Source organism: Janibacter limosus NBRC 16128 (assembly GCF_001570985.1).
GTDB lineage: Bacteria > Actinomycetota > Actinomycetes > Actinomycetales > Dermatophilaceae > Janibacter > Janibacter limosus.
The window spans coordinates 37,939-62,594 of sequence record NZ_BCSS01000013.1 but is presented as its reverse complement, the minus strand read 5'-3'; the positions used below and the strand labels follow the sequence as shown (position 1 = coordinate 62,594).

Annotated in this window: 28 protein-coding genes, 1 pseudogene and 1 riboswitch; of the genes and pseudogenes, 19 read left to right on the top strand and 10 right to left on the bottom strand. The window is 71.4% G+C overall.

What is annotated here, in order from left to right:
* Positions 1 to 67: 67 nt before the first annotated feature.
* Positions 68 to 1,294 carry an FAD-dependent oxidoreductase gene (locus JLI01S_RS06830; RefSeq protein ID WP_068261998.1) on the top strand — a complete coding sequence of 409 codons (1,227 nt, stop codon included), beginning with the start codon at positions 68 to 70 and terminating at the stop codon, positions 1,292 to 1,294.
* On the opposite strand, the gene JLI01S_RS06825 is transcribed toward JLI01S_RS06830, so the two are convergent.
* From JLI01S_RS06825 to JLI01S_RS06815, 3 genes are read right to left on the bottom strand one after another with little or no spacing between them, the layout of a single operon-like run.
* On the bottom strand, positions 1,280 to 1,861 hold the full coding sequence (locus tag JLI01S_RS06825; RefSeq protein WP_068261996.1) for a mycothiol transferase: 582 nt from the start codon (positions 1,859 to 1,861) through the stop codon (positions 1,280 to 1,282). The genes JLI01S_RS06830 and JLI01S_RS06825 overlap by 15 nt on opposite strands.
* On the bottom strand, positions 1,858 to 3,066 hold the full coding sequence (locus JLI01S_RS06820; RefSeq protein ID WP_068262085.1) for a DNA recombination protein RmuC: 1,209 nt from the start codon (positions 3,064 to 3,066) through the stop codon (positions 1,858 to 1,860). The genes JLI01S_RS06825 and JLI01S_RS06820 overlap by 4 nt, the downstream gene beginning before the upstream one ends.
* A 55-nt stretch (positions 3,067 to 3,121) precedes the next feature.
* Positions 3,122 to 4,735, bottom strand: coding sequence for an HNH endonuclease signature motif containing protein (locus JLI01S_RS06815; protein WP_169797297.1), 1,614 nt, complete (start codon positions 4,733 to 4,735; stop codon positions 3,122 to 3,124).
* Positions 4,736 to 4,997: 262 nt separating this feature from the next.
* Here JLI01S_RS06815 and JLI01S_RS17450 point away from each other — a divergent pair.
* From JLI01S_RS17450 to JLI01S_RS06790, 5 genes and pseudogenes are all read left to right on the top strand, one after another.
* Positions 4,998 to 5,549: pseudogene (locus JLI01S_RS17450) on the top strand (DinB family protein).
* Positions 5,550 to 5,568: 19 nt separating this feature from the next.
* Positions 5,569 to 6,129: an NUDIX domain-containing protein gene (locus JLI01S_RS06805; protein ID WP_068261988.1), complete on the top strand. Its 561-nt coding sequence runs from the start codon at positions 5,569 to 5,571 to the stop codon at positions 6,127 to 6,129.
* Entirely contained in the window at positions 6,126 to 6,419 is a 294-nt protein-coding gene (locus JLI01S_RS06800) for a subtilase-type protease inhibitor (protein WP_068261985.1), read from the top strand. The genes JLI01S_RS06805 and JLI01S_RS06800 overlap by 4 nt, the downstream gene beginning before the upstream one ends.
* A 12-nt stretch (positions 6,420 to 6,431) precedes the next feature.
* Positions 6,432 to 7,517, top strand: coding sequence for a redox-regulated ATPase YchF (gene ychF, locus JLI01S_RS06795; protein WP_068261983.1), 1,086 nt, complete (start codon positions 6,432 to 6,434; stop codon positions 7,515 to 7,517).
* 102 nt (positions 7,518 to 7,619) lie between these two features.
* The gene (locus tag JLI01S_RS06790) at positions 7,620 to 7,832 is read left to right on the top strand and encodes a hypothetical protein (protein ID WP_068261981.1); all 213 of its coding nucleotides are present in this window, start codon (positions 7,620 to 7,622) and stop codon (positions 7,830 to 7,832) included.
* Between the two features lie 32 nt (positions 7,833 to 7,864).
* Here JLI01S_RS06790 and JLI01S_RS06785 read toward each other — a convergent pair whose 3' ends face one another.
* The 3 genes from JLI01S_RS06785 to JLI01S_RS06775 all read right to left on the bottom strand — a co-directional run bounded on the left by JLI01S_RS06785 (position 7,865) and on the right by JLI01S_RS06775 (position 11,030).
* A complete protein-coding gene (locus JLI01S_RS06785) occupies positions 7,865 to 8,545 on the bottom strand; it encodes a histone deacetylase (protein ID WP_084349253.1) in 681 nt (226 codons plus the stop codon).
* A gap of 26 nt (positions 8,546 to 8,571) precedes the next feature.
* Entirely contained in the window at positions 8,572 to 9,786 is a 1,215-nt protein-coding gene (locus tag JLI01S_RS06780; RefSeq protein WP_084349252.1) for a N(5)-(carboxyethyl)ornithine synthase, read from the bottom strand.
* Positions 9,787 to 9,899: 113 nt separating this feature from the next.
* A complete protein-coding gene (locus JLI01S_RS06775) occupies positions 9,900 to 11,030 on the bottom strand; it encodes a PLP-dependent cysteine synthase family protein (RefSeq protein WP_068261973.1) in 1,131 nt (376 codons plus the stop codon).
* A gap of 66 nt (positions 11,031 to 11,096) precedes the next feature.
* On the opposite strand from JLI01S_RS06775, the gene JLI01S_RS17710 reads away from it, so the two are divergent.
* The 7 genes from JLI01S_RS17710 (at position 11,097) to JLI01S_RS06745 (ending at position 14,800) form a co-directional block, all read left to right on the top strand.
* Positions 11,097 to 11,222, top strand: a complete 126-nt coding sequence (locus JLI01S_RS17710; protein ID WP_369407369.1) for a hypothetical protein — start codon at positions 11,097 to 11,099, stop codon at positions 11,220 to 11,222.
* 59 nt (positions 11,223 to 11,281) lie between these two features.
* Positions 11,282 to 11,380 carry a PhnA domain-containing protein gene (locus tag JLI01S_RS17705; protein WP_369407368.1) on the top strand — a complete coding sequence of 33 codons (99 nt, stop codon included), beginning with the start codon at positions 11,282 to 11,284 and terminating at the stop codon, positions 11,378 to 11,380.
* Positions 11,381 to 11,470: 90 nt separating this feature from the next.
* On the top strand, positions 11,471 to 12,394 hold the full coding sequence (locus JLI01S_RS06765) for an NADP-dependent oxidoreductase (protein ID WP_068261970.1): 924 nt from the start codon (positions 11,471 to 11,473) through the stop codon (positions 12,392 to 12,394).
* Positions 12,395 to 12,415: 21 nt separating this feature from the next.
* A complete protein-coding gene (locus tag JLI01S_RS06760; protein ID WP_068261967.1) occupies positions 12,416 to 12,859 on the top strand; it encodes an SRPBCC family protein in 444 nt (147 codons plus the stop codon).
* Between the two features lie 25 nt (positions 12,860 to 12,884).
* Positions 12,885 to 13,412, top strand: a complete 528-nt coding sequence (locus JLI01S_RS06755; protein WP_068262079.1) for a DinB family protein — start codon at positions 12,885 to 12,887, stop codon at positions 13,410 to 13,412.
* 3 nt (positions 13,413 to 13,415) lie between these two features.
* Positions 13,416 to 14,447 carry a tellurite resistance/C4-dicarboxylate transporter family protein gene (locus JLI01S_RS06750; protein ID WP_068261963.1) on the top strand — a complete coding sequence of 344 codons (1,032 nt, stop codon included), beginning with the start codon at positions 13,416 to 13,418 and terminating at the stop codon, positions 14,445 to 14,447.
* Positions 14,444 to 14,800, top strand: a complete 357-nt coding sequence (locus tag JLI01S_RS06745; RefSeq protein WP_068261961.1) for a DUF488 domain-containing protein — start codon at positions 14,444 to 14,446, stop codon at positions 14,798 to 14,800. The genes JLI01S_RS06750 and JLI01S_RS06745 overlap by 4 nt, the downstream gene beginning before the upstream one ends.
* Here the strand turns inward: JLI01S_RS06745 and thiD are convergent.
* Positions 14,790 to 15,632, bottom strand: coding sequence for a bifunctional hydroxymethylpyrimidine kinase/phosphomethylpyrimidine kinase (thiD, locus tag JLI01S_RS06740; RefSeq protein WP_068261959.1), 843 nt, complete (start codon positions 15,630 to 15,632; stop codon positions 14,790 to 14,792). The two genes, JLI01S_RS06745 and thiD, sit on opposite strands and share 11 nt — an antisense overlap.
* Positions 15,633 to 15,661: 29 nt before the next feature.
* A riboswitch (TPP riboswitch) is annotated at positions 15,662 to 15,771 on the top strand.
* On the opposite strand from thiD, the gene thiC reads away from it, so the two are divergent.
* The 4 genes from thiC (at position 15,767) to JLI01S_RS06720 (ending at position 20,284) form a co-directional block, all read left to right on the top strand.
* Positions 15,767 to 17,518 carry a phosphomethylpyrimidine synthase ThiC gene (gene thiC / locus JLI01S_RS06735; protein ID WP_068261956.1) on the top strand — a complete coding sequence of 584 codons (1,752 nt, stop codon included), beginning with the start codon at positions 15,767 to 15,769 and terminating at the stop codon, positions 17,516 to 17,518. Its footprint overlaps the riboswitch before it by 5 nt.
* On the top strand, positions 17,515 to 18,855 hold the full coding sequence (locus tag JLI01S_RS06730) for an MFS transporter (protein WP_084349251.1): 1,341 nt from the start codon (positions 17,515 to 17,517) through the stop codon (positions 18,853 to 18,855). The genes thiC and JLI01S_RS06730 overlap by 4 nt, the downstream gene beginning before the upstream one ends.
* Complete coding sequence (gene thiM, locus JLI01S_RS06725; protein WP_068261953.1) at positions 18,852 to 19,646, top strand: hydroxyethylthiazole kinase; 795 nt, start codon at positions 18,852 to 18,854, stop codon at positions 19,644 to 19,646. The genes JLI01S_RS06730 and thiM overlap by 4 nt, the downstream gene beginning before the upstream one ends.
* A complete protein-coding gene (locus JLI01S_RS06720) occupies positions 19,637 to 20,284 on the top strand; it encodes a thiamine phosphate synthase (RefSeq protein ID WP_084349250.1) in 648 nt (215 codons plus the stop codon). The genes thiM and JLI01S_RS06720 overlap by 10 nt, the downstream gene beginning before the upstream one ends.
* Before the next feature lie 6 nt (positions 20,285 to 20,290).
* Here JLI01S_RS06720 and JLI01S_RS06715 read toward each other — a convergent pair whose 3' ends face one another.
* Complete coding sequence (locus JLI01S_RS06715) at positions 20,291 to 21,514, bottom strand: MFS transporter (RefSeq protein WP_157074851.1); 1,224 nt, start codon at positions 21,512 to 21,514, stop codon at positions 20,291 to 20,293.
* 72 nt (positions 21,515 to 21,586) lie between these two features.
* On the opposite strand from JLI01S_RS06715, the gene JLI01S_RS06710 reads away from it, so the two are divergent.
* Entirely contained in the window at positions 21,587 to 22,042 is a 456-nt protein-coding gene (locus JLI01S_RS06710) for a deoxycytidylate deaminase (protein WP_068261934.1), read from the top strand.
* Positions 22,043 to 22,083: 41 nt separating this feature from the next.
* Positions 22,084 to 22,995 carry a universal stress protein gene (locus JLI01S_RS06705; protein WP_068261932.1) on the top strand — a complete coding sequence of 304 codons (912 nt, stop codon included), beginning with the start codon at positions 22,084 to 22,086 and terminating at the stop codon, positions 22,993 to 22,995.
* A 24-nt stretch (positions 22,996 to 23,019) separates the two neighbouring features.
* Here the strand turns inward: JLI01S_RS06705 and JLI01S_RS06700 are convergent, their stop codons facing one another.
* Both JLI01S_RS06700 and JLI01S_RS06695 read right to left on the bottom strand, forming a co-directional pair.
* Complete coding sequence (locus JLI01S_RS06700) at positions 23,020 to 23,718, bottom strand: alpha/beta fold hydrolase (protein WP_068261927.1); 699 nt, start codon at positions 23,716 to 23,718, stop codon at positions 23,020 to 23,022.
* Position 23,719: 1 nt separating this feature from the next.
* On the bottom strand, positions 23,720 to 24,640 hold the full coding sequence (locus JLI01S_RS06695; RefSeq protein WP_068262072.1) for a pirin family protein: 921 nt from the start codon (positions 24,638 to 24,640) through the stop codon (positions 23,720 to 23,722).
* Positions 24,641 to 24,656: the final 16 nt, after the last annotated feature.

Sequence of the window (24,656 nt, the reverse complement as noted above, 5' to 3'; positions counted from 1 at the left end):
CGCCCGTCCATCGCACGATCCGGGGAAAGACCCCTCAGCGCGACGGCGCGCACCAAGGAGATTCGACATGAGCGACAACGGCGTCATCATCGTGGGAGCGGGGCCGGTGGGCCTCATCACCGCTCTCGGGCTGGCCCAACGGGGGGTCGAGGTGACCCTGCTGGACGGGGCCGACGACATCCTCGACGAGCCGAGGGGCATGACCTACCACTGGGCGGTGCTGGCCGGGCTCGAGCGGCTGGGTGTCCTCGACGACGCCATGGCGATCGGTTGGCTCAACCACGACTGGAGCGCGCAGATCCACGCGACGGGCGAGCGCATCTCCATGGACATCGGGCTGCTCAAGGACGACGTGCGCCACCCCTACAGCCTCATCCTGGGTCAGGACGCGCTGGGTGGCGTGGTCAAGGAGCACCTCGAGAGGCTCCCCAACGCGACGATCCGGTGGGGCCACCGGGTCACCGGCCTCGACCAGGACGGGTCCGGGGTCACCGTGCACGTGGAGACGGCCGACGGAGCCCATGACCTGCGGTGCGGATGGCTCGTCGGCGCCGACGGCGGTCGCAGTGTGGTGCGCCGCGAGCTCGGCCTCGGGTTCGAAGGCATGACCTGGGACGAGCGGTTCGTGGCGACGAACTGCCGCGGCGGCTACGACGACCACTTCGTGTCCGGGTACCTCGTCGACGCCGAGCACGGCGCGGTGATCCACAAGATCACGCAGGACGGACTGTGGCGGCACACCTTCGCCGAGCCCCTCGACCTGCCGGAGGAAGGGATCGAGGAGCGCATCGCCGCCCACTTCCGCGCCGTGCTGCCCGAGGAGGACTTCGACCACAAGATGCTCCTGTGGCGCCACTACCGGATGCACCAGCGCTCGGCGCAGACCTATCGGGTCGGCCGGGCCCTCCTGGCTGGCGATGCCGCGCACGTCACGAACCCGACGCGCGGTTTCGGTCTCGTCGGAGGGATGTTCGACGCCTTCGCCCTGGCCGAGGCGCTGGGTGCCGTGGTGCTCGACCACGCGGATGACGTGCTGCTGGATCGGTATGCCGAGGAGCGCAAGCGCGTCTTCTGGGACTACACCACCCCCATCTCCAGCCAGGCGAAGCGGATGGTCTTCGAGCCGACGCAGGAGCGGCTCGATGCCTTCCGCGAGGCGGCCGCTGACCCGGCCAAGACCCGGCAGTACCTGCTGAGCGGCGTGGCGCTGGCCACCCCGTCGCTGCTCGGGACGATGGACCTGTGGGAGACCGTCGGGGCATCGCCGTCGCTCGATGCCCTACGGGGCGCGTGACGCCCAAGGGGTGACCCACTCCTCGTCGGGGTCCTCGCCCACGCGCCCGTCGACGGACTCACGCAGCAGGTCGGCGTGGCCGGTGTGCCGGCCGTACTCCTCGAGGAGGTCGAGCAGCAGCCGCCGCAGGTTGGCGTGCCCCACCTCGGGGATGCCCATGTGCACCGACTGGTCGAGACCGCCGTCGGCGAGGGCGGTCTCGTAGCGACGTCGGGCAGCGACGATCACCTCGTCGTAGAGCGCGTAGAGCTGCTCGGGCGACTCCCTCGGGGCGAAGTCGGAGTCCTCGTCGGCGACGACCTCGTCCCAGCGGGGGTCGAGCGGCGTGCCGGACAAGCGGGTGCTGGAATAGTAGTCCTCGACCAGGGCGAGGTGCATGAGCAGACCGCCGAGCGTCAGCCGTGAGGCGCCGACACGCGACCCCAGGCCCGCCGCGTCGAGGCCGTCCGTCTTCCACCGGAAGGTGGCGCGCTGCCGGTCGAGCGCCGCCACGATCTGCTCGGCATCGGTACCGGCCAGGGGCGGCTCCCATGGCGGCGGCTGCCAGCTCGAGTGCGTGGAACTCATGACGCCTCCTCGCGTCGGGGACGCCGCCCATCCTGCTCCTGATGGGGCTGACGCGTCAGCCCGAGATCGAGCTCGGGCCGTGCGTGGTCGACCGCGACGGCGTCGAGCAGCTCGGGCGCGGTGAGCGGCCGGGGAGCGGTCGTCACGGGCGCCACCTCCTCCAGCTCGTCGGGGCTGATCCCGATCTCGCTCATCCGTCGGGCACTGACGAGCACACGGGACTCGAGCGAGCCGACGAGCCGGTTGTAGTCCTCGACGGAGCGCTGCAGCGAGCGGCCCATCCGGGTGGCGTGCTCGCCGAGCGTCCCCAACCGCTCGTAGAGCTCGCGCCCGATGGTGAGCAGCTCCTGGGCGTCGCGGGTCACGGACTCCTGCTGCCAGGCGTAGGCCACGGTGCGCAGGAGCGCGAGCAAGGTGCCGGGGGAGGCGATCACGACCCGCTCGGCCATCGCCTCCTCGTGCAGCCCGGGCGCGCGGGAGAGGGCGGACGCCAGCGTCGCGTCGGACGGGACGAAGCACACGACCATCTCGGGGGAGGGGTCGAAGGCGGTCCAGTAGGCCTTGCCCGCCAACGTCGTCACGTGCGAGCGAAGGGAGGCAGCGTGCGCCTCGAGCAGACGGTCGTGCTCGGACGGGTCGATCTCCTCGGCCTGGGCCTGCAGCCAGTGACTCATCGGTGCCTTGGCGTCGATGACCAGGTGCTTGCCGCCGGGCAGGTGGACGACGACGTCGGGGCGCACGTCGCGTCCGGTGGAGGCCTCACCACGTGCCTGCTCGTCGAAGTCGCAGCGGGCGAGCATGCCCGACACCTCGAGCACTCGGCGCAGCTGCACCTCGCCCCAGGCGCCGCGCACGGAGGAGATGCGCAGGGACGAGGCCAGCGATGACGCCTCGCGCCCCACACGGGTCGTGGAGTCCTCCACGCGGCCCAGGGCGTCACGCACCGACGCGTACTGGCTCACCCGGTCGCGCTCGAGCTGCTCCACCTTGGCCGAGACCCGGCGCAGGGTCTCGCCGAGGGGCACGAGCGCGGCGGCGGTCCGGTCGTCGTCCTCGGCCGCGACCTCGTGGTCGTCGAGCCGCTCGCGCAGGCCGTCGCGCTCGGCGCGCAGACCGGCGACGTCAGCGCGTCCCGCCAGCCAGGCGACCAGACCCGCGATGACGGCGCCGACCAGGAGTCCGATGAGCAGGCTCGTGATGTCCATGACCACAGCCAAGCAGTGATCACCGACAACGCCGGGGACCCTGGGATGCTGCCGGTCAGAAGGGGATCGGGCCGATGAAGGTGGCTGGGGGCCTGGTCCCCGTGGACGGGGACGAAGCGGCTGTCGTGGTCCCGCCCTCCGGACCCTCGCCGGCTCCCGGTCCTTCGTTGGTCCCCGTGGACGGGGACGAAGCCCCCTCCTCGTCCTCGTCGTCTGCATCGACCGCGTGCACCGGGAAGGTGAAGGCGTGCACGCCGCCCGGCGTGATCCACTCGGTCGACCCGTCGGCGTCGAGCCGGTGGGTCCATCGTGGCGAGTGCTTCACCCGGTGGTGGTGGCGGCACAGGGCCGACAGGTTGCCGGGTGTCGTCTCGCCCTCGGGCCACGGTGTGGCGTGGTCGACGTCGGCGGCCCAGCCGAGCCGGGTCGAGTGCACCGGGCGCTCGCAGCCCCACATGCGGCAGGTCGCGTCACGAGCGGCGACGAACTCACGCTGCGCCTTGGGGATCGCGTAGCGCGGTGTGGAGGTCTCGAGCAGGGTGCCGGTCCGCGCGTCGATCAGGGCGCGGGCGACCTTGGTGTCGAGCCTGGCCACGAGGGCCGCCACGACGTCCGGTGGGACGAACCCGACACCGGGGATGGTCGTCCCCGACACCCACGGGGCGTCGTCCGTCGCGCCCACGCGGACCTGGGTGGAGACGTCCGCCATCCACTCCTCGGAGAGCACCTCGACCTCGTCGGCGCCGGAGCCGGTGACGATGCGCACCGTCTCCGTGGTCGCCCGCTCGTACTCGACGTCGTCGGCGAGCAGCTCGCGGACCTCGGCGTCGGTCATGTCGCGCGGTCCCGCGGACCTGCCCCGGCAGCCTCCGCATCGTGATGGCACTGGCGCGAAGGTCAGCCGTGAGACCGCGGAGGCGATGACCGGGATGCCCAGGCGCACCTGGGCCTCGACGTCGACCCCGCGCAGCACGAGGTCGGCCAGACCGAGTGCCCTCGCGGTGCCGATCGGCATCGACGGGTCCTCCTCGAGGCGGAGCCCGCCCGCCGCGTCGACGGCCGCCTTGATCGCTGCGCAGATCTCGCTCGGCAGCGTCGCGGTCAGGTAGCTCGTGCCCACGGGGCCGGGCTCCGTGCGGACGTCGAGCCGGGTGGCGCGGTTGGCGTCCGCGCGGGCCTGCATCAGGTCGGGGTCCAGCCGGGTGAGCAGCCGCCGGCAGGCCTTGGCGATCTCGTGGGGCTCCATCTCGGTGATCCGGATCGACTCGGGCTGGCCCCGCTTGGCCCCGAGCAGGTGGTCGACGAGCGCCCGCGTCGTCTCCGCAGTCGTGTCCCGGGTGTGCCGGTGGACCATCTCCAGCGCGCGTCGACTGACCCGGCCCTGCGCGAGCAGGTCCGTGAGGTCGGCCAGGTCGGTGGCCGATCGGGCAGCGAGGCGGCAGCGCCGGTCCGCCTCGGCCGGCGCCACCCCGATGGCCAGGGCCAGTGCATCTGGCGCCATCTCCGCGACCTGGTCCACCGCCAGCCGCACGTCGCGGTAGAGGCCGTCCGACCCCCTTCGCTCGCCGTGGCGGTTGAGCTCGGCGACGAGCGTCAGCTCCATCGCGTCGACGGCTCGGCGGGCCGCCTCCGTGGCGCTCAAGGTCGACTCGAGCTCGGCGTCGTCCATGGAGGACGCCGAGCTGAGTGCTCGATCCCTCGCGCGTCCCACGGCTCCCAGCACTTGAGCCAGGACGCGTGCTACCGGCACCTGGCTCGCGTCAGCGCCTCTCTCGACCGGCTCCTGCCCCACCTGCACTGCCTCGATGACCGTCACGTCATCCCCCTTCGTCCTCGTCGACGACCCATGACCCATGGTCTCGTCGAGCACCGACAACCGACTGCCGCATCGGCGTTGACGATCGGGCGTCGGCGGCACGATCGTGGGAGGCATGAGGCAGACCCCGCGCGCGCAGATGCTCCTCGGCGACGACGGGAAGGACCCGCGGACCCCCTTCGACCCGGTCGGTGACGAGCGCCAGCTGCTCCTGGACTTCGTCCGGTGGCAACGCGAGACGCTCGAGGCGAAGTGCGCGGGCCTGTCCCCGGAGCAGCTCGCCACCCGTGCCGTGGAGCCGTCGACCATGTCCCTCCTCGGGCTGGTCCGCCACCTTGCCCGCGTGGAGCAGGGGTGGTGACGCCAGTGCGTCGCGGGCGAGGACGTCGCGACCCTCTACCGCGGCCCGGGAAACGCGGACGGTGAGTGGGACGACGCGGTCGGCACCCGAGAGTGCGTCGACGACGCCTTGGCCACTTGGAGGGCTGAGTGTCGCGCGGCCGACGCCATCGTCGCGGTGCGCGCGCTCGACGACGCCTTCGAGGACAACGGCGGCGGCACGTGGAGCATCCGCGCGCTGCTTCTGCACATGATCGAGGAGTACTCCCGCCACCTCGGTCACGCGGACCTGCTGCGGGAGCGGATCGACGGCCGGCTCGGGGAGTAGCGCGGGTAGCCTCAGGAGCATGACGAGCCACGAGCCCACCGAGGAGCAGGTCAAGGCCTCCACGACTCGACCCAACCTCGCGACCGAGGCCGGGCGCCTGGCGTTCAACAAGATCCTCAACGCCCGGATGCCCCGCAAGCGCCTCATCGCCCAGGGGATCCTGCGCACCGACGGTGACCGCATCGCCCTGTGCCAGCTGACGTACAAGAAGGACTGGGACCTGCCCGGCGGCATCGTCGACCCGGGGGAGTCGCCCGCTCACTGCGTCGTGCGTGAGGTCAAGGAAGAGCTCGGACTGGACGTCGCCGTCCGCAGCATGCTCGCGGTCAACTGGCTGCCGCCCTACCGCGGCTGGGACGATGCGCTGCTCTGTCTCTTCGACCTCGGTCACGTCCCCGAGGACCTCCTCGACGGCGCCACGCTCGAGACCCGCGAGCTCAAGGCCGTCCACTGGGCCGATGCCGCGACTGTCGCCGAGCACGTCGCGCCGTACACCGCCCGCATGATCGCCGAGATCGCCATGGGGCGCGCTGACGGCACGGCCTACCTCGAGAACTCCGCGGAGCCGGGGGCCTCGTGAGTGACCCCCTCGACGACCTGACGTTGCCTCGTCGTCGGCCGACCCGCCGGGTGCTGCTCTGGTCGATGTGGGGACGCGAGACGGTCAAGGACTTCGCCCTGATCTTTGCCGCGATCCCGGTCCTGTGCACACTGCTCTACATCCCCGTCCTCGCCACCTCTGATGGCTCCTGGGGCCGCCTCGTCGGGCTGCTCGTGCTCTTCGTCGCGATCTGGTGGTCGTTGCGCTTCCTGCTGCGTCGGTGGGTGGCCGCCGGGGACCGAGGTGGGGATCTCCCTTCGCCCGGTTAGACTCTTGTCCCCGTGGCACTCTCCATCGGAATCGTCGGTCTCCCCAACGTCGGCAAGTCGACGATGTTCAACGCGCTGACCAAGAACAACGTCCTGGCCGCGAACTACCCCTTCGCGACCATCGAGCCGAATGTCGGCGTCGTCCCGCTGCCGGATGTCCGGCTGAAGCGGCTCGCCGAGATCTTCGGCAGCGAGAAGATCCTCCCCGCGACGGTCTCCTTCGTCGACATCGCCGGAATCGTCCGCGGTGCGAGCGAAGGGGAGGGGCTGGGCAACAAGTTCCTCGCCAACATCCGTGAGTCGGACGCGATCTGCCAGGTGGTGCGCGCCTTCGTTGACGACGACGTGACGCACGTCGACGGTCGCATCGACCCCGCCTCCGACATGGAGACCATCAACACCGAGCTCGTCCTCGCTGACCTGCAGACCCTCGAGAGCGCCATCCCGCGCCTCGAGAAGGAGCTCAAGGGAAAGAAGATCGACAAGGCCGTCCTCGACACGGCCGTTGCTGCCCGCGAGGTCCTCGAGGCGGGCGACACCCTCTTTGCGAAGGGGTGCGCTGCCGGGGTCGACATGGAGCTGGCCGCGGGGCTGGGCCTGCTCACCACCAAGCCCTTCATCTACGTCTTCAACGTCGACGAGGACCAGCTGACCGACACCGACCTGCAGGACCGCATGCAGGCGCTCGTCGAGCCGGCCGAGGCGATCTTCCTTAACGCCAAGCTCGAGTCCGAGGTCGCCGAGCTGGAGGACGAGGAGGCGCGCGAGCTGCTCGAGTCCGTGGGCATCGACGAGCCGGGCCTGGACCAGCTGGCACGCAAGGGCTTCAACACCCTCGGCCTGCAGACCTACCTGACCGCCGGCCCCAAGGAGTCGCGTGCGTGGACAATCCACCGCGGCGACAAGGCCCCCCAGGCAGCCGGCGTCATCCACACCGACTTCGAGCGTGGCTTCATCAAGGCCGAAGTCGTCTCCTTCGACGACCTCGACACGCTCGGCTCGATGGCGGACGCCAAGGCTGCGGGCAAGGTCCGCATGGAGGGCAAGGAATACGTCATGGTCGATGGCGACGTGGTGGAGTTCCGCTTCAACGTCTGACCTCTGGCGGACTCATGCGGCATGCTCACGGCTCCCCCGTTCGTCTTTCCGGAGGTCGCGCGCCCTGCAAGTCGACCCTCAGCCCGCCATGAGCGTGAGCAGGTGCCTACGGGCACGCGCTGCCGCTGCCTGCTCGACGAGCCCTCCACAGGACTCGACGTCGCGGCACGCGAGCAGTTCCTCAGCACCGTCGACGAGCTGCACCGGTCACGCAGAGACCTTGCGACCGTCCTGGTGAGCGAGTGCTTCGATCATCCGATCGAGATCGAGCACCGCGCTGGTCGCTGGCAGGCACGAGCGTTCGCCAGCGGCTGAATCATCTCCGGAGGTGCGTGGCCGCGGCTGCGCTACTCGCGGCTGCCGGCGAAGTCGGGGTCGCGTGCCATCAGGTCCAGCGCGTCAGGGCTGTGCGAAGGGAGAGCCGCCCGACGCCCTTCGCCCTCACCGCGGATGACGGAGGCGAAGTACTGGTCGACCTGCTCCTGGTCCCAGCCGTGCGCCTCTCGCAGGCCCTCGGCCAGCATCGCGAGATAGGCGGGCCGAGGGGCAGCGTGCGAGGTCGCGTCCAGGCCGTGGGGAGCGGTGAAGGTCAGCATCGGCAGGCCGTCGTGCCGACCGACCTCGATGAGGGTCTCGTACACACCCGGCCCGACCTGGTGGCGAGCGTCCGGCAGGCCGTTGAGGAGCACGGCCTCGAGCGGGTCGCCGGGGTCAGGGATCCGGTGCATCTCCTGGGCAGCGATGTCGACGAACTGGCTGACGGTGATCCGGTACGCGCGGGCAGCGGTGGCGCCGGGGGAGTCGTGGTCGTAGAAGGCCACCCCGCCGCCCCAGGTCCGGGATTCGCCCGCGAAGTAGAGGCTCCCCGGGAGGGTGACGGCGATGTCCGCGAGCGGCATCGTGGTGTCCCGTGCGCCGACATAACTCATCTGTGCGCCGGGCGGCTGGCCCCCTTCGATGTAGCAGCCGAGCCGCCGACGGGACATGTTGGACCCGTAGGACACGTACCAGAGGTCTGTCGTACTCATCGCTCCCATTGTGCCGCAGCGCCGAGTCAGGACACCTGAGCAGCCCGGACGTGGGGGTGGGCGGCCTCGCGCCCCTGGAACTCCAGGATGGCTGGGTTCTTGATCACTCCGTCGTGGATCTCGATCGCGCGGGAGATGGTCAGGCTCTTTGTCCAGGCTGACGGGCCCTGCATCACCGTGCGGAGGAAGGGCAGGATCGCCTCGCTGATCTCCCAGGTGGCGGAGTTCCACAGGTAGGACGGGCTGTGGTCGACGGCGTAGTAGTTGACGCCCTCACCGACGGTGAACATCGGTTCGTCGAAGGTCGTGGGTCTGGCCCACTCGAAACCCATGCCCTCGTCGCACGAGACGTCGATGATCAAGCTGCCCGCGGCGAACTCCTGCAAGTCCTCGGTCCGCAGGTAGGTCATCGGTGAGGTCGGGTCCTGGAGCGTGCAGTTGATGACGAGGTCGTGCGACGCGAGGAAGGTCGGGAGCAGCACGTCACCGTCCTGCGTGGGCACGGTGCTGAGGTGGATCGGGCCGTCGTCGGTGTGCAGCTGGGTGATGTGCGCGCTGTGGATCGGCGACCCGACGGCCGAGGCACCACGCTGGGTGAGGACCTGGATGTCGTGGATCCCGTGCGCCTTGAGGGCGGTGACCGCGCCTCGTGCCGTGGCGCCGAAGCCGATGACGACCGCACTCATCCGCGGCCCGTAGTCACCGGTCGACCCCCTGAGGCTCAACGCGTGCAGCACGGAGCAGTAGCCGGCCAGCTCGTTGTTCTTGTGGAGGACGTGGAGGCTGAAGTCCCCACGGCGCGTCCAGTGGTTCATGGCCTCGAAGGCGATGAGCGTGAGCCGGCGGTCGATCGCGGTCTGCGTCATGTGGGCGTCCTGCACGCAGTGCGGCCACCCCCACAGGGTCCGCCCTTCGGGCAGCGCGGACACGTCGGCGGCCTGCGGCTTGGGCAGCAGCAGGACGTCAGCGGACGCGATGACCTCGGCGCGCTCGGCGACCCGACCCACGCGCGACTCGATGTACCCGGGTCCCAGCTGGAAGTCGGCGGCGTAGCCGCGCTCGACGACCATGCGTGCTCGCACGTCGGGGTCGATGCGGTCCAGGTGGTGAGGGTGCAGCGGAAGCCGCCGCTCGTTCTCCATCGTCGATCCTGCGAGCAGGCCGAGGGTGAGGAGTGAGCTCGAGGTGGTCGTTCCCGACGAAGGGGGGACTGGTGAGGATTGATGAGCGGTGCCGGACATCCGAACTCCCATGGTGGCGGAGCCAAAGTCAGCTCCTTCGTGGACTGTACGCCGGATGTCGACGGGGTCCGACCAGTCGTCGTGCCGGCTCGAGTCCTCCAGCAGACCCGTCCTCAGACCAGCCGGCCCGTGCGCATGAAGTCCTCCAGTCGCCGCTGGTACGGAGCGATGTCGATCTCCTGCTCCTGCAGCCAGGTCCCCGAGTAGTACTTGTCGAGGTAGCGCTCGCCCGGGTCGCAGATCAACGAGACGATGCTCCCCTGCGTCCCTGCCTGCACCATCTCGGACACGATGCGCAGCGCGGCCCACAGGCTCGTCCCCGTGGAGGCGCCCGCTCGCGTGCCGATGAGCTCCTCCAGGAGCAGGACCGAGGCGATGGACGCCGCGTCGGGCACGCGCATCATCCGGTCGATGCTCGAGGCGATGAAGCTGGACTCCACCCGCTGCCGCCCGATGCCCTCGATGCGTGAGCCGATCGCCGTTGTGACGCTCGGGTCGTGGTCACGCCACCCGGGGAAGAAGGCGGAGTTCTCCGGGTCCGCGACGCAGATGCCCGTCGACCGCCCGGTGTAGCGGACGTACCGGGCCAGGGTCGCCGAGGTGCCACCGGTGCCGGCGGTCGCGACGATCCATGCGGGCTCGGGGTGCTCCTCCATCGACATCTGCTCGAAGATCGACTCCGCGATGTTGTTGTTGCCGCGCCAGTCGGTGGCCTGCTCGGCGTAGGTGAACTGGTCCATGTAGTGACCGCCGGTCTCCTCGGCCAGCGCCGCGGCGACCGCGTAGACCTCGTGGGCGTTGTCGACGAAGTGGCAGGTCCCGTCGTGGAACTCGATGAGGTCCACCTTTTGCTGGCTCGTCGATCGCGCCATCACCGCATAGAAGGGGACACCGATCAGCGAGGCGAAGTAGGCCTCCGACACGGCGGTCGATCCACTGGACGCCTCGATGACCGGCTTGCCCGGGTGGATCCACCCGTTGCACAGGGCATGGAGGAAGAGGGAGCGCGCGAGTCGGTGCTTGAGGGACCCGGTCGGGTGCACCGACTCGTCCTTGAGATAGAGGTCCACGCCCCACTGCGCGGGGAGAGGCACCCGGACCAGGTGGGTGTCCGCCGAGCGGTTGGCGTCGCTGCGCACCCTGCGGATCGCCGTCTCCAACCATCCCCGGTACTCAGGGTCGTAGCGGTTGACGTCCTCCTCGGCCGCGATGGTGGGCGTGGAGGGGGCGGGGTGACTGACCATGCTCCTACGATGTCACCCGGCCGCGACCTGCGTCCGTCGTGACGGCTCTCCAGTGAGATCTTGTCGATGTCCGACGACCAGCTCCCTCTGTGCCCCGAGTGCGCCAGCGATCTCACCTACGAGAGCGGCCCTGTGCTCACCTGCCCAATGTGCGCTCGAGTGGACCGCGGACGCGCAGGGCACCACGGGTGAGGACGCCGAGCCGATCACGCGTGACGCCGTCGGCAAACCCCGTGGTCGACGGGGACGCAGTGACCATCGTCAAGAGCCTGAAGGTCAAGGGCTCGGGTGGCGGCGCGCTCACGATCGGCACCAAGGTGAGCAGCATCCGGATGATCCCCGACAGCTGAGACGGCCACGACATCGAGGCAAAGGTCGCAGGCTTCGGCGAGTCGGCCACGCGGCGGAATGACCTGCGCGACGTGTCTGTTGTCCCCACCATGCGTGCAATGACCTATGACCGATACGGCGACGACGACGAGCTGCGGATGACCGACCGACCGATCCCCAAGGTGGGGCCCGGTGAGGTCCGCATCCGGGTGACCCGCGCGTCGGTCAACCCCGTGGACTGGAAGGTCATGTCGGGTGGGCTCGACGCCCTCATGGACGCGACCTTCCCCGTCATCCCCGGGTGGGACGTGGCCGGCGTCGTCGACGCGGTGGGCCCGGACACCCCCGAGTTCACCGAGGGGGACCGGGTGGCCGCCTACGCCCGCAAGCAGATCGTCTCCGCCGGCACCTTCGCCGAGTACGTGAGCGTCATGGCCGACGACGTGGCCGCCGTCCCCGACGGGGTGAGCGACGACATCGCCGCCGCCGTGCCGCTCACCGGGCTCACCGCCCTTCGCGTCCTCGAGACCCTCGCCGTGACGAAGGGGGACGCCCTCCTCGTCCACGCCGCGTCCGGTGGGGTCGGGTACCTCGCCTCGCAGCTGGCGGTGGCCGCCGGGGCGAAGGTCGTCGGGACCGCCTCGCCGGCCAACCACGACAAGTTGAGCGCGATCGGGGTGACGCCGGTGGCCTACGGCGAGGGCCTGCGGGAGCGCCTGCGCGACGTCGCTCCCGACGGATTCGACGCCGTGGCCGACCTCGTCGGTGGCGTCCTCGACATCTCCCTGGACGTGCTGCGCGAAGGGGGCCGCCTCGCGTCGATCGCCGACCCCACCGTGGAGGAGCACGGCGGCCGCTGGGTGTGGGTGCGTCCCGACGGCGAGCGCCTGGCGCAGCTGCTGGACGAGGTCGCGGCCGGACGACTCGAGGTCGAGATCGACCGCAGCTTCGCCCTCGAGGACATCACCAAGGCCTTCGCGGCGAGCCGCAGCGGCTCGGCCACCGGCAAGATCGTCATCACTGTCGCCGACTGACCCCGGGCCTAGGGTGGTGCCATGGACGAGACCAAGGTCGTCAGTGCCACCGCCGTCGTCGACGCGCCCGCCGAGGCGATCTTCGAGCAGATCGCCGACCCGGCCCGCCAGCCCGCGTGGGACGGCAACGACAACCTCGCCGAGGCGGCACCCGGACAACGGGTGCGCGCCGTCGGGGACGTCTTCGTCATGGTCCTCACCAAGGACGGCGTGCTGCGCGACAACCACGTCGTCGAGTTCGAGGAGGGTCGGCTCATCGCCTGGCGTCCCTCGGAGCAGGGCGGGGTGCCACCCGGCCATCTCTGGCGCTGGGAGCTGCGCCCCCTCGAGGACGGGCGCACGCAGATCACCCACACCTACGACTGGACCGACCTGACCGACGAGGCCCGCGTCCCCCGCGCCCGCAGGACGACCAGCGAGCGGCTGCAGGACTCGATCGACCGGCTGGCCGCGATCTTCGCCTGAGCCGGCTGCTGGCACCATGGCAGGCATGGACGCCACGCCACCTCCTGCCGAGCACGACACCCGGGACTGGACCTTCGTCGTCGACGAGGGCTGCCCCGACTGCGGGTACACGCCCCACGACCCGGCCCTCACCGGCGAGCGGCTGCACGCTGCCGTCCCGCGGTGGGCCCACGTCCTGCAGCGGGCGGGAGCCACCGAGCGACCCGAGCCCGGCGTCTGGTCGCCGGTCGAGTACGCGAGCCACTCCCGCGACCTGACCCGGGTGCTCGGCGAGCGCGTGACGATGATGCTCGCGGAGGAGGGTGCCCCCTTCGCCGACTACGACGGGGAGGCCGAGGCCGTCCGTCAGCGGTTCTGGGCGGGTGACCCGCAGACCGTGGCCCGTGAGATCGCGGCCGAGACCCAGCGCACCGTCGGTGTCCTGGACGGGGTACGCGGTGACACCTGGGAGCACACCGGGCTGCGCGGCGACGGCAAGCCCTTCACGGTGGCCGAGCTGTGCCGGTACCTGCTCCACGACATCGAGCACCACCTGCACGACGTCGACGGCTGACGCGTGGTCTCCGTCCGAGCCGCGATCGCCGGGCTGCCGCCGGGCGCCTTCGCCTTCGTCATGGCGACGGGCATCGTCTCGATCGGGATGGACCAGCAGGGCCTGAGCATCCTGTCGACCGTGCTGCTCGTCATCGCCGCCACCGCCTGGGTCGCGCTCACCGTCGCGCTCGCCGCTCGGCTGGTGCTGCACCGTGACCGCGCTCTGGCCGACCTGCACGACCCGCGGCTGGCCTTCGGCTACTTCACGGTCGTCGCCGGTTCGGGCGTGCTCGCGGTCCGCCTCCTCGACGTGCAGTCCAGCGTGAGCGCGCTCCTGCTGGGCCTGGCGACCGTCGTGTGGCTGGTCCTGGGCTACGCCGTGCCCTGGGCGGCGGTGCTCTCCAGCGCGCAGCGTCCCGTGCTCACCGAAGCCAACGGCACCTGGTTCATCTGGGTCGTCGCCAGCCAGTCGGTGGCCACCACGGCAGCCGGGCTGGAGCCACATGTCACCCGCGGCGAGGAGGCGCTCGCGATCCTGGCGGTCATCGCGTGGTCGGTGGGCGTCGTGCTCTACGCCGCCTGCGCGGTCTTCGTCGCGCTGCGTCTCGTGCAGTACCCGCTGACGCCGGAGGACCTCAACCCGCCGTACTGGGTGTCGATGGGGGCCGTCGCCATCACCGTGGTCGCCGGCGCCAAGATCGTCGAGATGACCTCGACACCGATGGTCGACGCGACCTCGGGCCTCATCGCCGGGCTCGTCGTCCTGTGCTGGGCGTGGGCCTCCTGGCTCATCCCCGTCCTCTTCGCCGTCGGGGTGTGGCGGCACGTCGTGCACCGCATCCCGCTGCGCTACGAGTCGACCTGGTGGAGCATCGTCTTTCCCCTCGGCATGTACGCCGTCGCCGGCATGTACCTCGGTCGGGCCGACTCCCTGCCGATCGTCGAGTCGATCGGCGCGGCGTGGCTGTGGGTGGCCGTGGCCGCGTGGACCTTCGCCGCCGTCTCGATGGCGCTCGGCTGGGTGCGCCCCGACCGGCGTAGCGTCGGAGCATGACCACCGCGCACCAGGTCCGCGTCCGCTCCGTCCGCGACCATCCGGCGAAGGGGGACGGTCACCGGGTCCTCGTCGATCGCCTCTGGCCGCGCGGGGTGAGCAAGGAGGACGCGGCCCTGGACGAGTGGTTGAAGGAGGCCGGTCCGTCCACCGAGCTGCGTCAGTGGTTCGGGCACGATCCCGATCGGTTCGACGAGTTCGCCACCAGGTACGAGGAGGAGCTCACCGACTCCGACGCGTGGGACCAGCTGCAGCAGATCGTCAAGGAGCGCGGTCGGGTGACGCTCCTCTTCGGCGCCGCCGACCACGAGCACAACCAGGCGGTCGTGCTGCGGGACCTGCTCACCCGCTGACCGGCTCCCGCCATCGCGGCTGTTCGTGGAAGTGGTGCACCGGACCGGAGCCGGCGCCGACCTGCAACGCATCCCCGTGACGCAGCGCCTCGGTGAGCCAGGCCTTGGCCTCGCGCGCGGCCCCGACCCAGTCGTCGTGACGTGGGCGCAGCGCTGCCAGCGCCGAGCTGAGCGTGCACCCGGTGCCGTGCGTTGAGACCGTCGGCACGCGAGGAGCGGTGAGCGGCACGGCTCCTGATGCGTCCAGCCACAGGTCGAGCGACTCGTCGCCGTCGAGGTGCCCGCCCGTGACGAGCACGCGTTGGGCGCCGCGGTCGAGCAACCGTCGGGCCTGGCCCAGCAGGTCATCGGCGGAGGTGGCCGGTTCCTCCCCGAGGAGCACGGCTGCCTCGGGGACATTGGGCGTGATGACATCGGCACGCGGCAGCAGGGCCTGCACGGCGGCCACGGCGTCCGGCGCGAGCAGGCGGGAGCCCGAGGTCGAGACCATCACCGGGTCGAGCACGACCGGCACGGTGGCCAGGGGCCCGGTGACGAGGAGCTCGTGCACCGTCTCGACGATCGCTGCGGAGGCGAGCATGCCGAGCTTGACCACGTCGACGCGCACGTCCGCCACGAGGGTCTCGACCTGTGCCCGCACGATCTCGGTGGGGACCTCGTGCACATGGGTGATGCCCTGCGTCGACTGCGCCGTCAGGGCGGTGATGACGCACGTGCCATAGGCGCCGAGTGCGCTGCAGGTCTTCAGGTCGGCCTGGATCCCGGCCCCGCCCGAAGGGTCCGACCCGGCGATCGAGAGCACCACGGGTGGAGGGGGGAGAGGGGCTGCCATGCCGCCACCGTAGCCATGTGGTTGTATCGGAGCACCCCCACGGGAGCTCGGGCACGAGCTGAGATCGGACTGTTGCCGTCCGGACCGTCTGAACCTGTCCGGATCATGCCGGCGAAGGAAGAGGAGGCGCAGACATGCGCGCTACCCATGAGCTCGAGGTCCATGCCCAGCACCGTCGTGAGGAGCTCGTCGACCCCAGCGACCCGTCCATCAGGGTCCCCGTCACGGCCATCGCCCTGGCTGACAGCCCTGACGGCACACCCAACGAGGATGTCCTCGTCTATCGCACCGTCGGTCCGGGGTCGGACCCCCAGTCCGGTCTCCCACGAGGGCGCTCGCGCTGGATCGCCGCACGCGGTGATGTCGAGTCGTACGAGGGACGTCCTCGGCACCTGATGGACGACGGTCGTTCGGCCGTGCGCCGAGGCGATGCCTCCCTGGCGTGGCAGGGGGAGGCGAGGACCCCCCTTCGTGCCGTGGAGGGTCGCACGGTCACCCAGCTGCACTACGCACGCCGCGGCGACATCACCGCGGAGATGCGCTATGTCGCTCTGCGAGAAGGCTGCTCGCCCGAGCTCGTCCGTGACGAGGTCGCTGCCGGCCGGGCGATCATCCCGGCCAATGCCAACCACCCGGAGTCCGAGCCGATGATCATCGGGCGGGCCTTCCTGACCAAGATCAACGCCAACATCGGCAACTCCGCAGTGACCAGCTCGATCGCCGAGGAGGTCGACAAGCTCACCTGGGCCACCCGCTGGGGAGCCGACACCGTGATGGACCTGTCGACCGGTGACGACATCCACACCACCCGCGAGTGGATCATCCGCAACAGCCCCGTCCCGATCGGCACCGTCCCGATCTACCAGGCGCTGGAGAAGGTCGACGGCCAGGCGGACGCGCTCACCTGGGAGATCTTCCGCGACACCGTCATCGAGCAGTGCGAGCAGGGCGTCGACTACATGACGATCCACGCCGGCGTGCGGCTGGCCTTCGTCCCGCTCACCGCCGACCGGGTGACCGGCATCGTCTCGCGCGGCGGGTCGATCATGGCCGGGTGGTGCCTGGCCCACCACCGGGAGTCATTCCTCTACGAGCACTTCGACGACCTGTGCACGATCTTCGCCCGCTACGACGTCGCCTTCTCCCTCGGTGACGGGCTGCGGCCGGGATCGATCGCCGATGCCAACGACGAGGCACAGCTGGCCGAGCTGCGGACCCTGGGCGAGCTGACCGAGCGGGCGTGGGCGCACGACGTGCAGGTCATGGTCGAGGGGCCGGGCCATGTCCCGCTGCACCTCGTCAAGGACAACGTGGACCTCGAGCAGGACTGGTGCCACGGCGCGCCCTTCTACACGCTCGGCCCGCTCGTCACCGACATCGCGCCCGGCTACGACCACATCACCTCGGCGATCGGCGCGGCGGAGATCGCCCGTCACGGCACCGCGATGCTCTGCTACGTCACGCCCAAGGAGCACCTCGGGCTACCCGACCGCGACGACGTCAAGACCGGCGTCATCACCTACAAGATCGCCGCGCACGCCGCCGACCTGGCCAAGGGGCACCCCCGCGCCCGGGACCGCGACGACGCCCTGAGCCGGGCACGCTTCGAGTTCCGCTGGCACGACCAGTTCGCGCTCGCGCTGGACCCGCAGACGGCGATGGCCTTCCACGACGAGACCCTCCCGGCCGAGCCGGCCAAGACGGCGCACTTCTGCTCGATGTGCGGACCGAAGTTCTGCTCGATGCGGATCAGCCAGGACATCCGCGATGCCTACGGCTCGGCCGCGGCGCAGCGGGCGGTCGCGGAGGCCGGCATGGCGGCGAAGTCGCGCCAGTTCGTCGAGCTCGGCTCCAGCGTCTACGTCACCGAGGAAGCGGGCCGATGAGCCTGGTGCCCGGGCTGCCGCCCACCGGTCGCGCGGCGGTGCGCGCCGGGGTCGTCGGCAACTACGTCGACCAGATCAACATCTTCCTGCCCGTCGTCGCGCTCGCACCGGCACTCGTGACGCTGGCCGGTCCGCACGCCGGCGTCACGGCGGGGGCGATCGTGATCGTCGCAACCCTCCTGGGGCGGCCCATCGGGTCGATGGTCTTCGGTCGGATCTCCGACCGGATCGGCCGCACGCGCACCACCAAGGTGGCCATCGCCGGCACGGCCGTGTGCAGCCTGGCCATCGCGGCCGTGCCCACGCACGAGAGCATCGGAGCCGCGGCGATCGCCACCATCGTCCTCCTGCGCTTCGTCGGAGGCATCTTCCTCGCCGGCGAATACACCTCGGCCATCCCCCTGGCGATGGAGTGGTCGGCACCCCGCCGCCGCGGGATGGTCTCCGGGCTCATCATGTCGATGGCGCCGTGGGCCCAGTCGAGCATCGCCTTCGCCACGGCCGGCCTGGTGGCCCTCCTCGGGCCGCACGCCTATGCCGAGTGGGGGTGGCGACTGGCCTTCGTCGCCGGCGGGCTGGCCAGCCTGGCGCTGCTGCGCTACTACTCCACGCGGGTGGGCGATGCGCCGCAGGTCGTGCGACGGACCGAGACGACGGGCGAAGGGAGCGCCCCGGCCACCTTGGGCCTGCGCGCCGTGCTCCGCGGGGTCTACGCCCCGGCCTTCTGGCAGATGTTCGGGCTGATGAGCGGCCTGTGGCTGATGACCAACATGGTGGTCATCCTCGCGACGGGCCGACTGTCGGCCGACCACGACCTCGCCGGCAGCGAGGTCGCCGTCATCATGGGTGTCGCCGCCATCGCCCAGGCCGTCGTCATGTCGGGGACCGGTCACTGGTCGAGCCTGCTCGGTCGCCGGCGCTTCTTCATCGGCTGGGGAGTGGCGGCTGCACTCCTCGCGCCCGCCCTGTGGTTCGCCACGATGACCGCCGGCGTGCTCCCCTTCGTCGTCGGGATCGCGCTGCTGCAGGTCATCACGGTGTGCGGGTACGGGCCGGTCGGTGCCTACCTGTGCGAGCGCTTCCCCGCCCACGTGCGGGCGACGGGATACGGCACCGCGTACTCGCTGTCCATCGTCGGTCCTGCCCTGTGGCCGTGGTGGCTGCCGGCGCTCGAGCCGGTCCTCGGGCACGACGGGTCCGTGGTGGTCGTCCTCGCACTGGGCGGCCTGCTCGTCGCGGGATGCGGTGCGCTCGGACCGAGGCTGGACCCCACCGACCTGGACCGCGACGTGGAGAGCGTGTCCCGGCAGCTGCCCGACCCGGTGGCCAGTCGATGAGGGCGCTGCGATCGGACATCGCCGAGGCCATCGCCGCCGTGCGCACCCGGGCGCCGCTCGTGCACGGGGCGACCGGGTCCGTCACCCGGGCGCTGGTCGCCGACGGCCTGCTGGCCGCCGGCGCCCGGCCGATGCTCACCGAGAGCGAGCAGGAGGCGCCGGTCCTCGTGACCGTCGCCGACGCACTGCTGGTCAACCTCGGATCGCTCGGCTCGGACGGGATGGCGGGCATGGTCCCCACCGCGCGCGTGGCCGCCGACCGGGGCCTGCCGTGGGTCCTCGACCCGACGGCCATCGGGCTGGCGCCGGTGCGCACCCGGATGGCGCACGAGCTGCTCGAGATGGCACCGACGGCGGTGCGCGGCAACGCCTCCGAGGTCCTCACCCTGTCGGGGGCGGCACGGGGAGGGCGAGGGGCCGACAGCACCGCCACCCCTGACGCCGCGGTGGCAGCCGCCCGGGAGATCGCCACCCGGCACGGGTGCGTCGTCGCGGCCTCCGGGCCGGTCGACGTCATCACCGACGGCGAGCGCACCGCGCGGGTCGCCTCCGGCTCTCCGACGCTGACCCGGGTCACCGGGACCGGCTGCCTGCTCGGGGCGCTGACGGCTGGCCACCTGGCGGTGGCGCCTCCCTTCGTCGCGGTCGTTGCGGCCACCGCGCTGCTCACCGTGGCGTCCGAGCGGATCGGCCACCTGCGGCCGGGCAGCTTCCGCGTCGCGCTCGTCGACGCCCTCGACGAGGTCACCCCCGACGACGTGTCGCAGGGGGTGGGGCTGTCGTGGGAGTGATCGACTGGCGGCTCCAGCTGGTCACCTCGGGCGAGGGCCGCGCGACCGTGGCGGCCGCGGCGGCAGCGGCTGCTGCCGGCGCTGGCGTGGTCCAGGTGCGCGCCAAGCACCTGCTCGCCGGCGACCTGCTCGACCTCGTCCTCGCCGTCGCCGATGCGGTGGCGCGGGTCGCGCCGGGCACCCGGGTGCTCGTCAACGATCGGGCCGATGTCGCCCACGCCGCCCGACGGCGGGGAGCGCCGGTCCACGGGGTCCACTTGGGGCAGGCTGATCTGCCCGTGGTCGAGGCCCGCGCGCTGCTGGGTCCTGACGCGATCATCGGGCTGACGGCCGGGACGATCGAGCACGTCCGTGAGGCGCACGCCCGCACCGGTGCGGCCAGGCCGGACTACCTGGGGAGCGGTCCCTTCCGCCCGACACCCACCAAGGACGTCGGGCGGCCGCCCATCGGCCTCGCGGGCTACCCCCTGCGCGTGGCGGTGACCGACCTGCCGGTCATCGCGATCGGCGATGTCCGGCTCGCGGACATCTCGCTCCTGTCGACCACCGGGGTCGCAGGGGTGGCGGTCGTGCGCGAGATCATGGGTGCTCCTGATCCGGGCGCGGTGGCTGCAGCGTGCCTGCGGCGGTGGGGGTGACCCGGGTCAGGACCGGGCGGCCACCTCGTCATCGACCCAGACGGGTCGCGCGACCCGCATACCGGCCAGGGTGATCCCCAGGCCGCTGGTCATGAGGAGGACCAGCACGAGGGTCCACCCGCCGGTGAGCTCGTGCAGCAGACCCACGACGAGCGGACCGATCCCGGCCAGCAGGTAGCCGACCGGCTGGACGAAGCCGGACAGCTGCCCGGTGATCCGTGGGTCGCGCGTGCGCGCGGTGATCAGGGCGATCGCCGTGGGGAAGGCGAAGCCCGACAGGCCCAGCAGGACCACCCACAGCCACGGCACTGTGGCAGGCGCGACCAGCAGACCGAGATAGCCCGCGGCGGCGAGGCAGCCGAAGGCGATCATCCATGGCGACAGGTCGCGGCTGCGGTGGATCACCGTCGGCATGATGAGTCCACCGATGATCCCCAGCCCGGTGAGGATGGCGGTGAGCCCTCCGGCGCTCCCCGCGGACAGGCCGGCATCTCGGTAGATCTGCGGTAGCCAGCCGAACTGGACGTAGGCATTCATCGACTGCACGCCAAAGAGCACCGTCAGCGCGATCGCGGTCGGGGAGTGCCGGACCCGCGAGCTGACCTTGGGGCCGACGGCGCCGCGGACGGGGTCCTTCAGCGTGATGATCACCCAGGGAATGAGCGCGGCGAGGGCCACCACGCCCCACATGCCGAGCGCGCCGCGCCACTGGCCGGGAGCGATGCCGGCAACGGGTGCGGCCAGCAGCGGGCCTCCCGCGCCACCGACGGTCAGGCCCATGCTGTAGATCGTCATCAGCCGCACCCCGCCGTCGCTCGAGTGCGTCTTGATCCAGGCCGGGACCAGGACATTGCCCAACCCCATGCCGGCCAGGGCGAGGGCGGTGAGCACGAGGAAGAGGAGCGAGGAGTCGGTCAGGACCCTGGCCACGAGGGCGATGACGACGGCCGCGACGCCGTAGGTGATGCCTCGCGAGAGGCCGATCCTGCGGGAGAGCCCGACGGCGGCTCCTCCGGCGGCCGCAAAGGCGAACCCGGGCAGCGCGGTGACCACCCCCGCGAGCGTCGGACTGAGGTGAAGGCCCGCTCGCACCTCCTCCAGCAGCGGCCCCAGCGACGTGGCGCCGGGCCGCAGGTTGATCGAGATGAGCGCCACCGCGATGACGACGAGCGCGAGGCCGAAGGGGGGAGTCCGCCGGCTCGACTCGGCTGGACTCTCGTGGGTGCTCACCACCGTGGTCTATCACCGAGAGCGCGCCACCGCCGCATCGGTTCCGTGGATCGGATGCCTAGGATCTGCCCCATGCCCGATGTGATGACCTCTGCCCCGAGCGTGCCGAGCTGGGACGACTACTTCCTCGGGATCGCCAGCGCGGTCGCGGCGCGGGCCAAGTGCACCCGGCGCCGGGTCGGCGCGGTGCTGACGATCGACCACCGGATCATCGCGACGGGGTACAACGGTGCCGCTCCGGGCGAGGCCGACTGCCTCGAGGGAGCGTGTCCCCGGGGTCAGCTCGACTACGAGGCGGTGCCCGGTCTGGGGGACTACGACCGTCCGGGCAGCCCCGGCTTCTGCATCGCCATCCATGCCGAGGTCAACGCCCTGCTCTTCGCCACGCGTGACACCAAGGGGGCGACGGCCTACATCACCGACCCGCCGTGCCCGGGGTGCCGCAAGGCGCTGGCGGCGGCGGGCATCGTGCGTGCGGTCTGGCCCGACGGGTCGCACGACCGCTCCGGTCTGACCGACTGGGGGTGACCCCCCCTTCACGCCGCAGTGGTTCGTGGGGACAATGGGGCATGAGCATCGACGCCAGCACTCACGACAGCCCCACCCCTGCCGACGCCGTGGTCGCCGCCCTGGACGGGAGCCGCCGCGATCATGCCGTGATCGACTGGGCCAGCGCCGAGGCCGTCGCGCTCTCGGCGCCACTGCACCTCGTGCACGCCGTCGACCTCGGCACGCCCCTGTCCGCATACGGCGAGCTGCTCACCAGCCCCGACATCGTCGACCGCATCGAGCAGGAGTCGACGCGGGTCGTCACCGAGGCGCGGGCCAGGGTCGAGTCGGCGCGCCCCGGGCTGCCGGTCACCACGGCACTGCCGACCGGGTCCCCGTCCGGCGCCCTGCTCGCGGCGGCCGACGGTGCCCGGGTCCTCGTCGTCGGGTCCGCCCGCAAGAACCGCGCCGAGCGGGTCGTTCTCGGGACGACCTCGATGAGCGTCGTCGCCCATGCCCCCTGCCCGGTCGTCCTCGTCCCGGAGAACGCGAGCACGACCGGTGACGGACGGGTGGTCGTGGGCATCGACGGCAGCGAGCACAGCAAGCTGGCCTTCCGGCACGCGCTCGACGCGGCCGCCTACCGCGGCAAGACCGTGACGACCGTGACCTCGTGGAATGTCGAGGTCGAGAACGGCGTCGTCGTCACGGAGCCGGGCACCCCGGAGTGGGAGTCGGTGGATGGTCGCTACCGCGCGATGGCCGAGCGCACCATCGCGGCCGACCGGGAGGCGCACCCCGAGATCACGGTCACCGTCGAGGTCCACCACGGGCGGGCCGCCGACACGCTCGTCGACATCGCCGAGGGTGCTGACCTGCTCCTCGTGGGCTCGCGCGGCCGGGGCGGTTTCCGCGGGATGCTGCTGGGCTCGGTGTCGCAGCGGGTGCTCGCCCTGGCGACCTGCCCGGTGGCGATCCTGCACCAGCAGTAGCCACGACCGGAGCAGGTGGGGCGCTCAGGCCGAGTGCTCCGCCTGCCACCGGCAGATGGCCGCGACCCCCTCGTCGGTGTCCTGCGGGCGGTGGCCGGTGCCCGGCAGGGCGAGGTGCGTCGCGCCCTGTGCCTCGAGCGCCGCCGCGACCTCGGTGTACATCGGCGCGCTGTCGCCGGTGATGACGAGGGTCGGCACGAGGCGCGGTGTGTCGGTGCGCAGGTCGATCTCCCACGGCGCCGGCGTCGTCCGGATGCGCGTGGCGACCGCCTCGCAGGTGCCGCTGTCGAGGGCGGGTGGGAGCGCGCCCATGCCCGCGGCGAACCGCGCGAGGAAGTCCTCGCCGTCGACACTCGGGTCGTCGGCGAGCGCGAAGACCGGGGCCATCGCGCTGATGTGTCCCTCGACCCCACGCCCCCCACGGGCGAGGTCGTAGCAGGCCGGCTCGATCAGGACGAGGCTGCGCAGCACGTCCGGGCGACGTTGCGCTGCCAGCATGGCCGTCACCGCGCCGTAGGAGTGACCGACGACGTGGCCACGTCCGCCGAGTGCCTCGATGGCCCGGTCGGCGTCGCGCTCGGGCTGGTCGGCAGCGCCGGTCCGCTGGAGGAAGACGTGGTCGGGACGCTCGAGCCGGGCGATGAGCGGCCAGGCCTCGGGTCCGCTGCGGCCACGACCATGGATGAAGACGGTGCGCGCGGGCGGCGCGTTGAGCAGACCCATCTCAGCCCCTCGGCCGGAGTCTGCCGCCGGGCATCGCCGGGGCGGGAAGGGCGTCTGGCTGGCCCTCGGGGAAGGGACCGAAGCGCGTCGTGGGCCCGGTGGTCGGGCCCGCGATCTCGGCCATCCACTGCTCGCGCGCCTCGACGATCTCGTCGTGGCTGCCTCCGATGAAGTTCCACCACATGACGATCTGCTCGCCGAGCGGCTCACCACCGATGAGCACGACCCGGGCGCCGGTGGCGGAGCGCAGCGTCAGCGTGCGTCGGCCCGGTGCGACGTACCCGAGCTCGCCGGGCTCCAGCGCGGTGCCCTCGAAGGTCACGTCACCGTCGTCGAGCAGGAGCGCGTGCTCGTGACCCTCGGGGACCTCGATGCGCGTCTCGGCGTCCGCGTCGAGCACGATCTCCGCGCCCGTGAGGGGCGTGTGGGTGGCGACGGGGGAGCGCACGTCGAAGAGCTCGCCGAGGAAGACCCGCGCGATGCCGCCGGGCACGTAGACCGGCTCCGGGACGTGGTGGTCGAAGGCAGGGTCGTTCCCGCGCGCCCGCGACGGCAGGGCCAGCCAGAGCTGGACGCCGTGCAGCATGGTGGTGTCCGGGGTGGAGAACTCCGAGTGGCTCACCCCGCGCCCGGCCGTCATGAGGTTGAGCTCGCCCGGCCGCACGATCGCGTGGGCGCCCGTCGAGTCGCGGTGCTCGACCTCGCCGGTGAAGAGCCAGGAGACGGTCGCCAGCGAGGTGTGCGGGTGGCGCGGGACCGCCATGCCCCCGGTCGCGGCGACGTCGTCGGGGCCGAAGTGGTCGAGGAAGCACCACGCGCCCACGAGGCTGCGCTGGCGCGACGGGAGGGTCCGTCTGACCGGCATCGCGCGGGGGCCGCCGAGCGGCACCTCGCGGGGGATCAGGATCTGCACATCGTCCACGATCACGACGCTACCC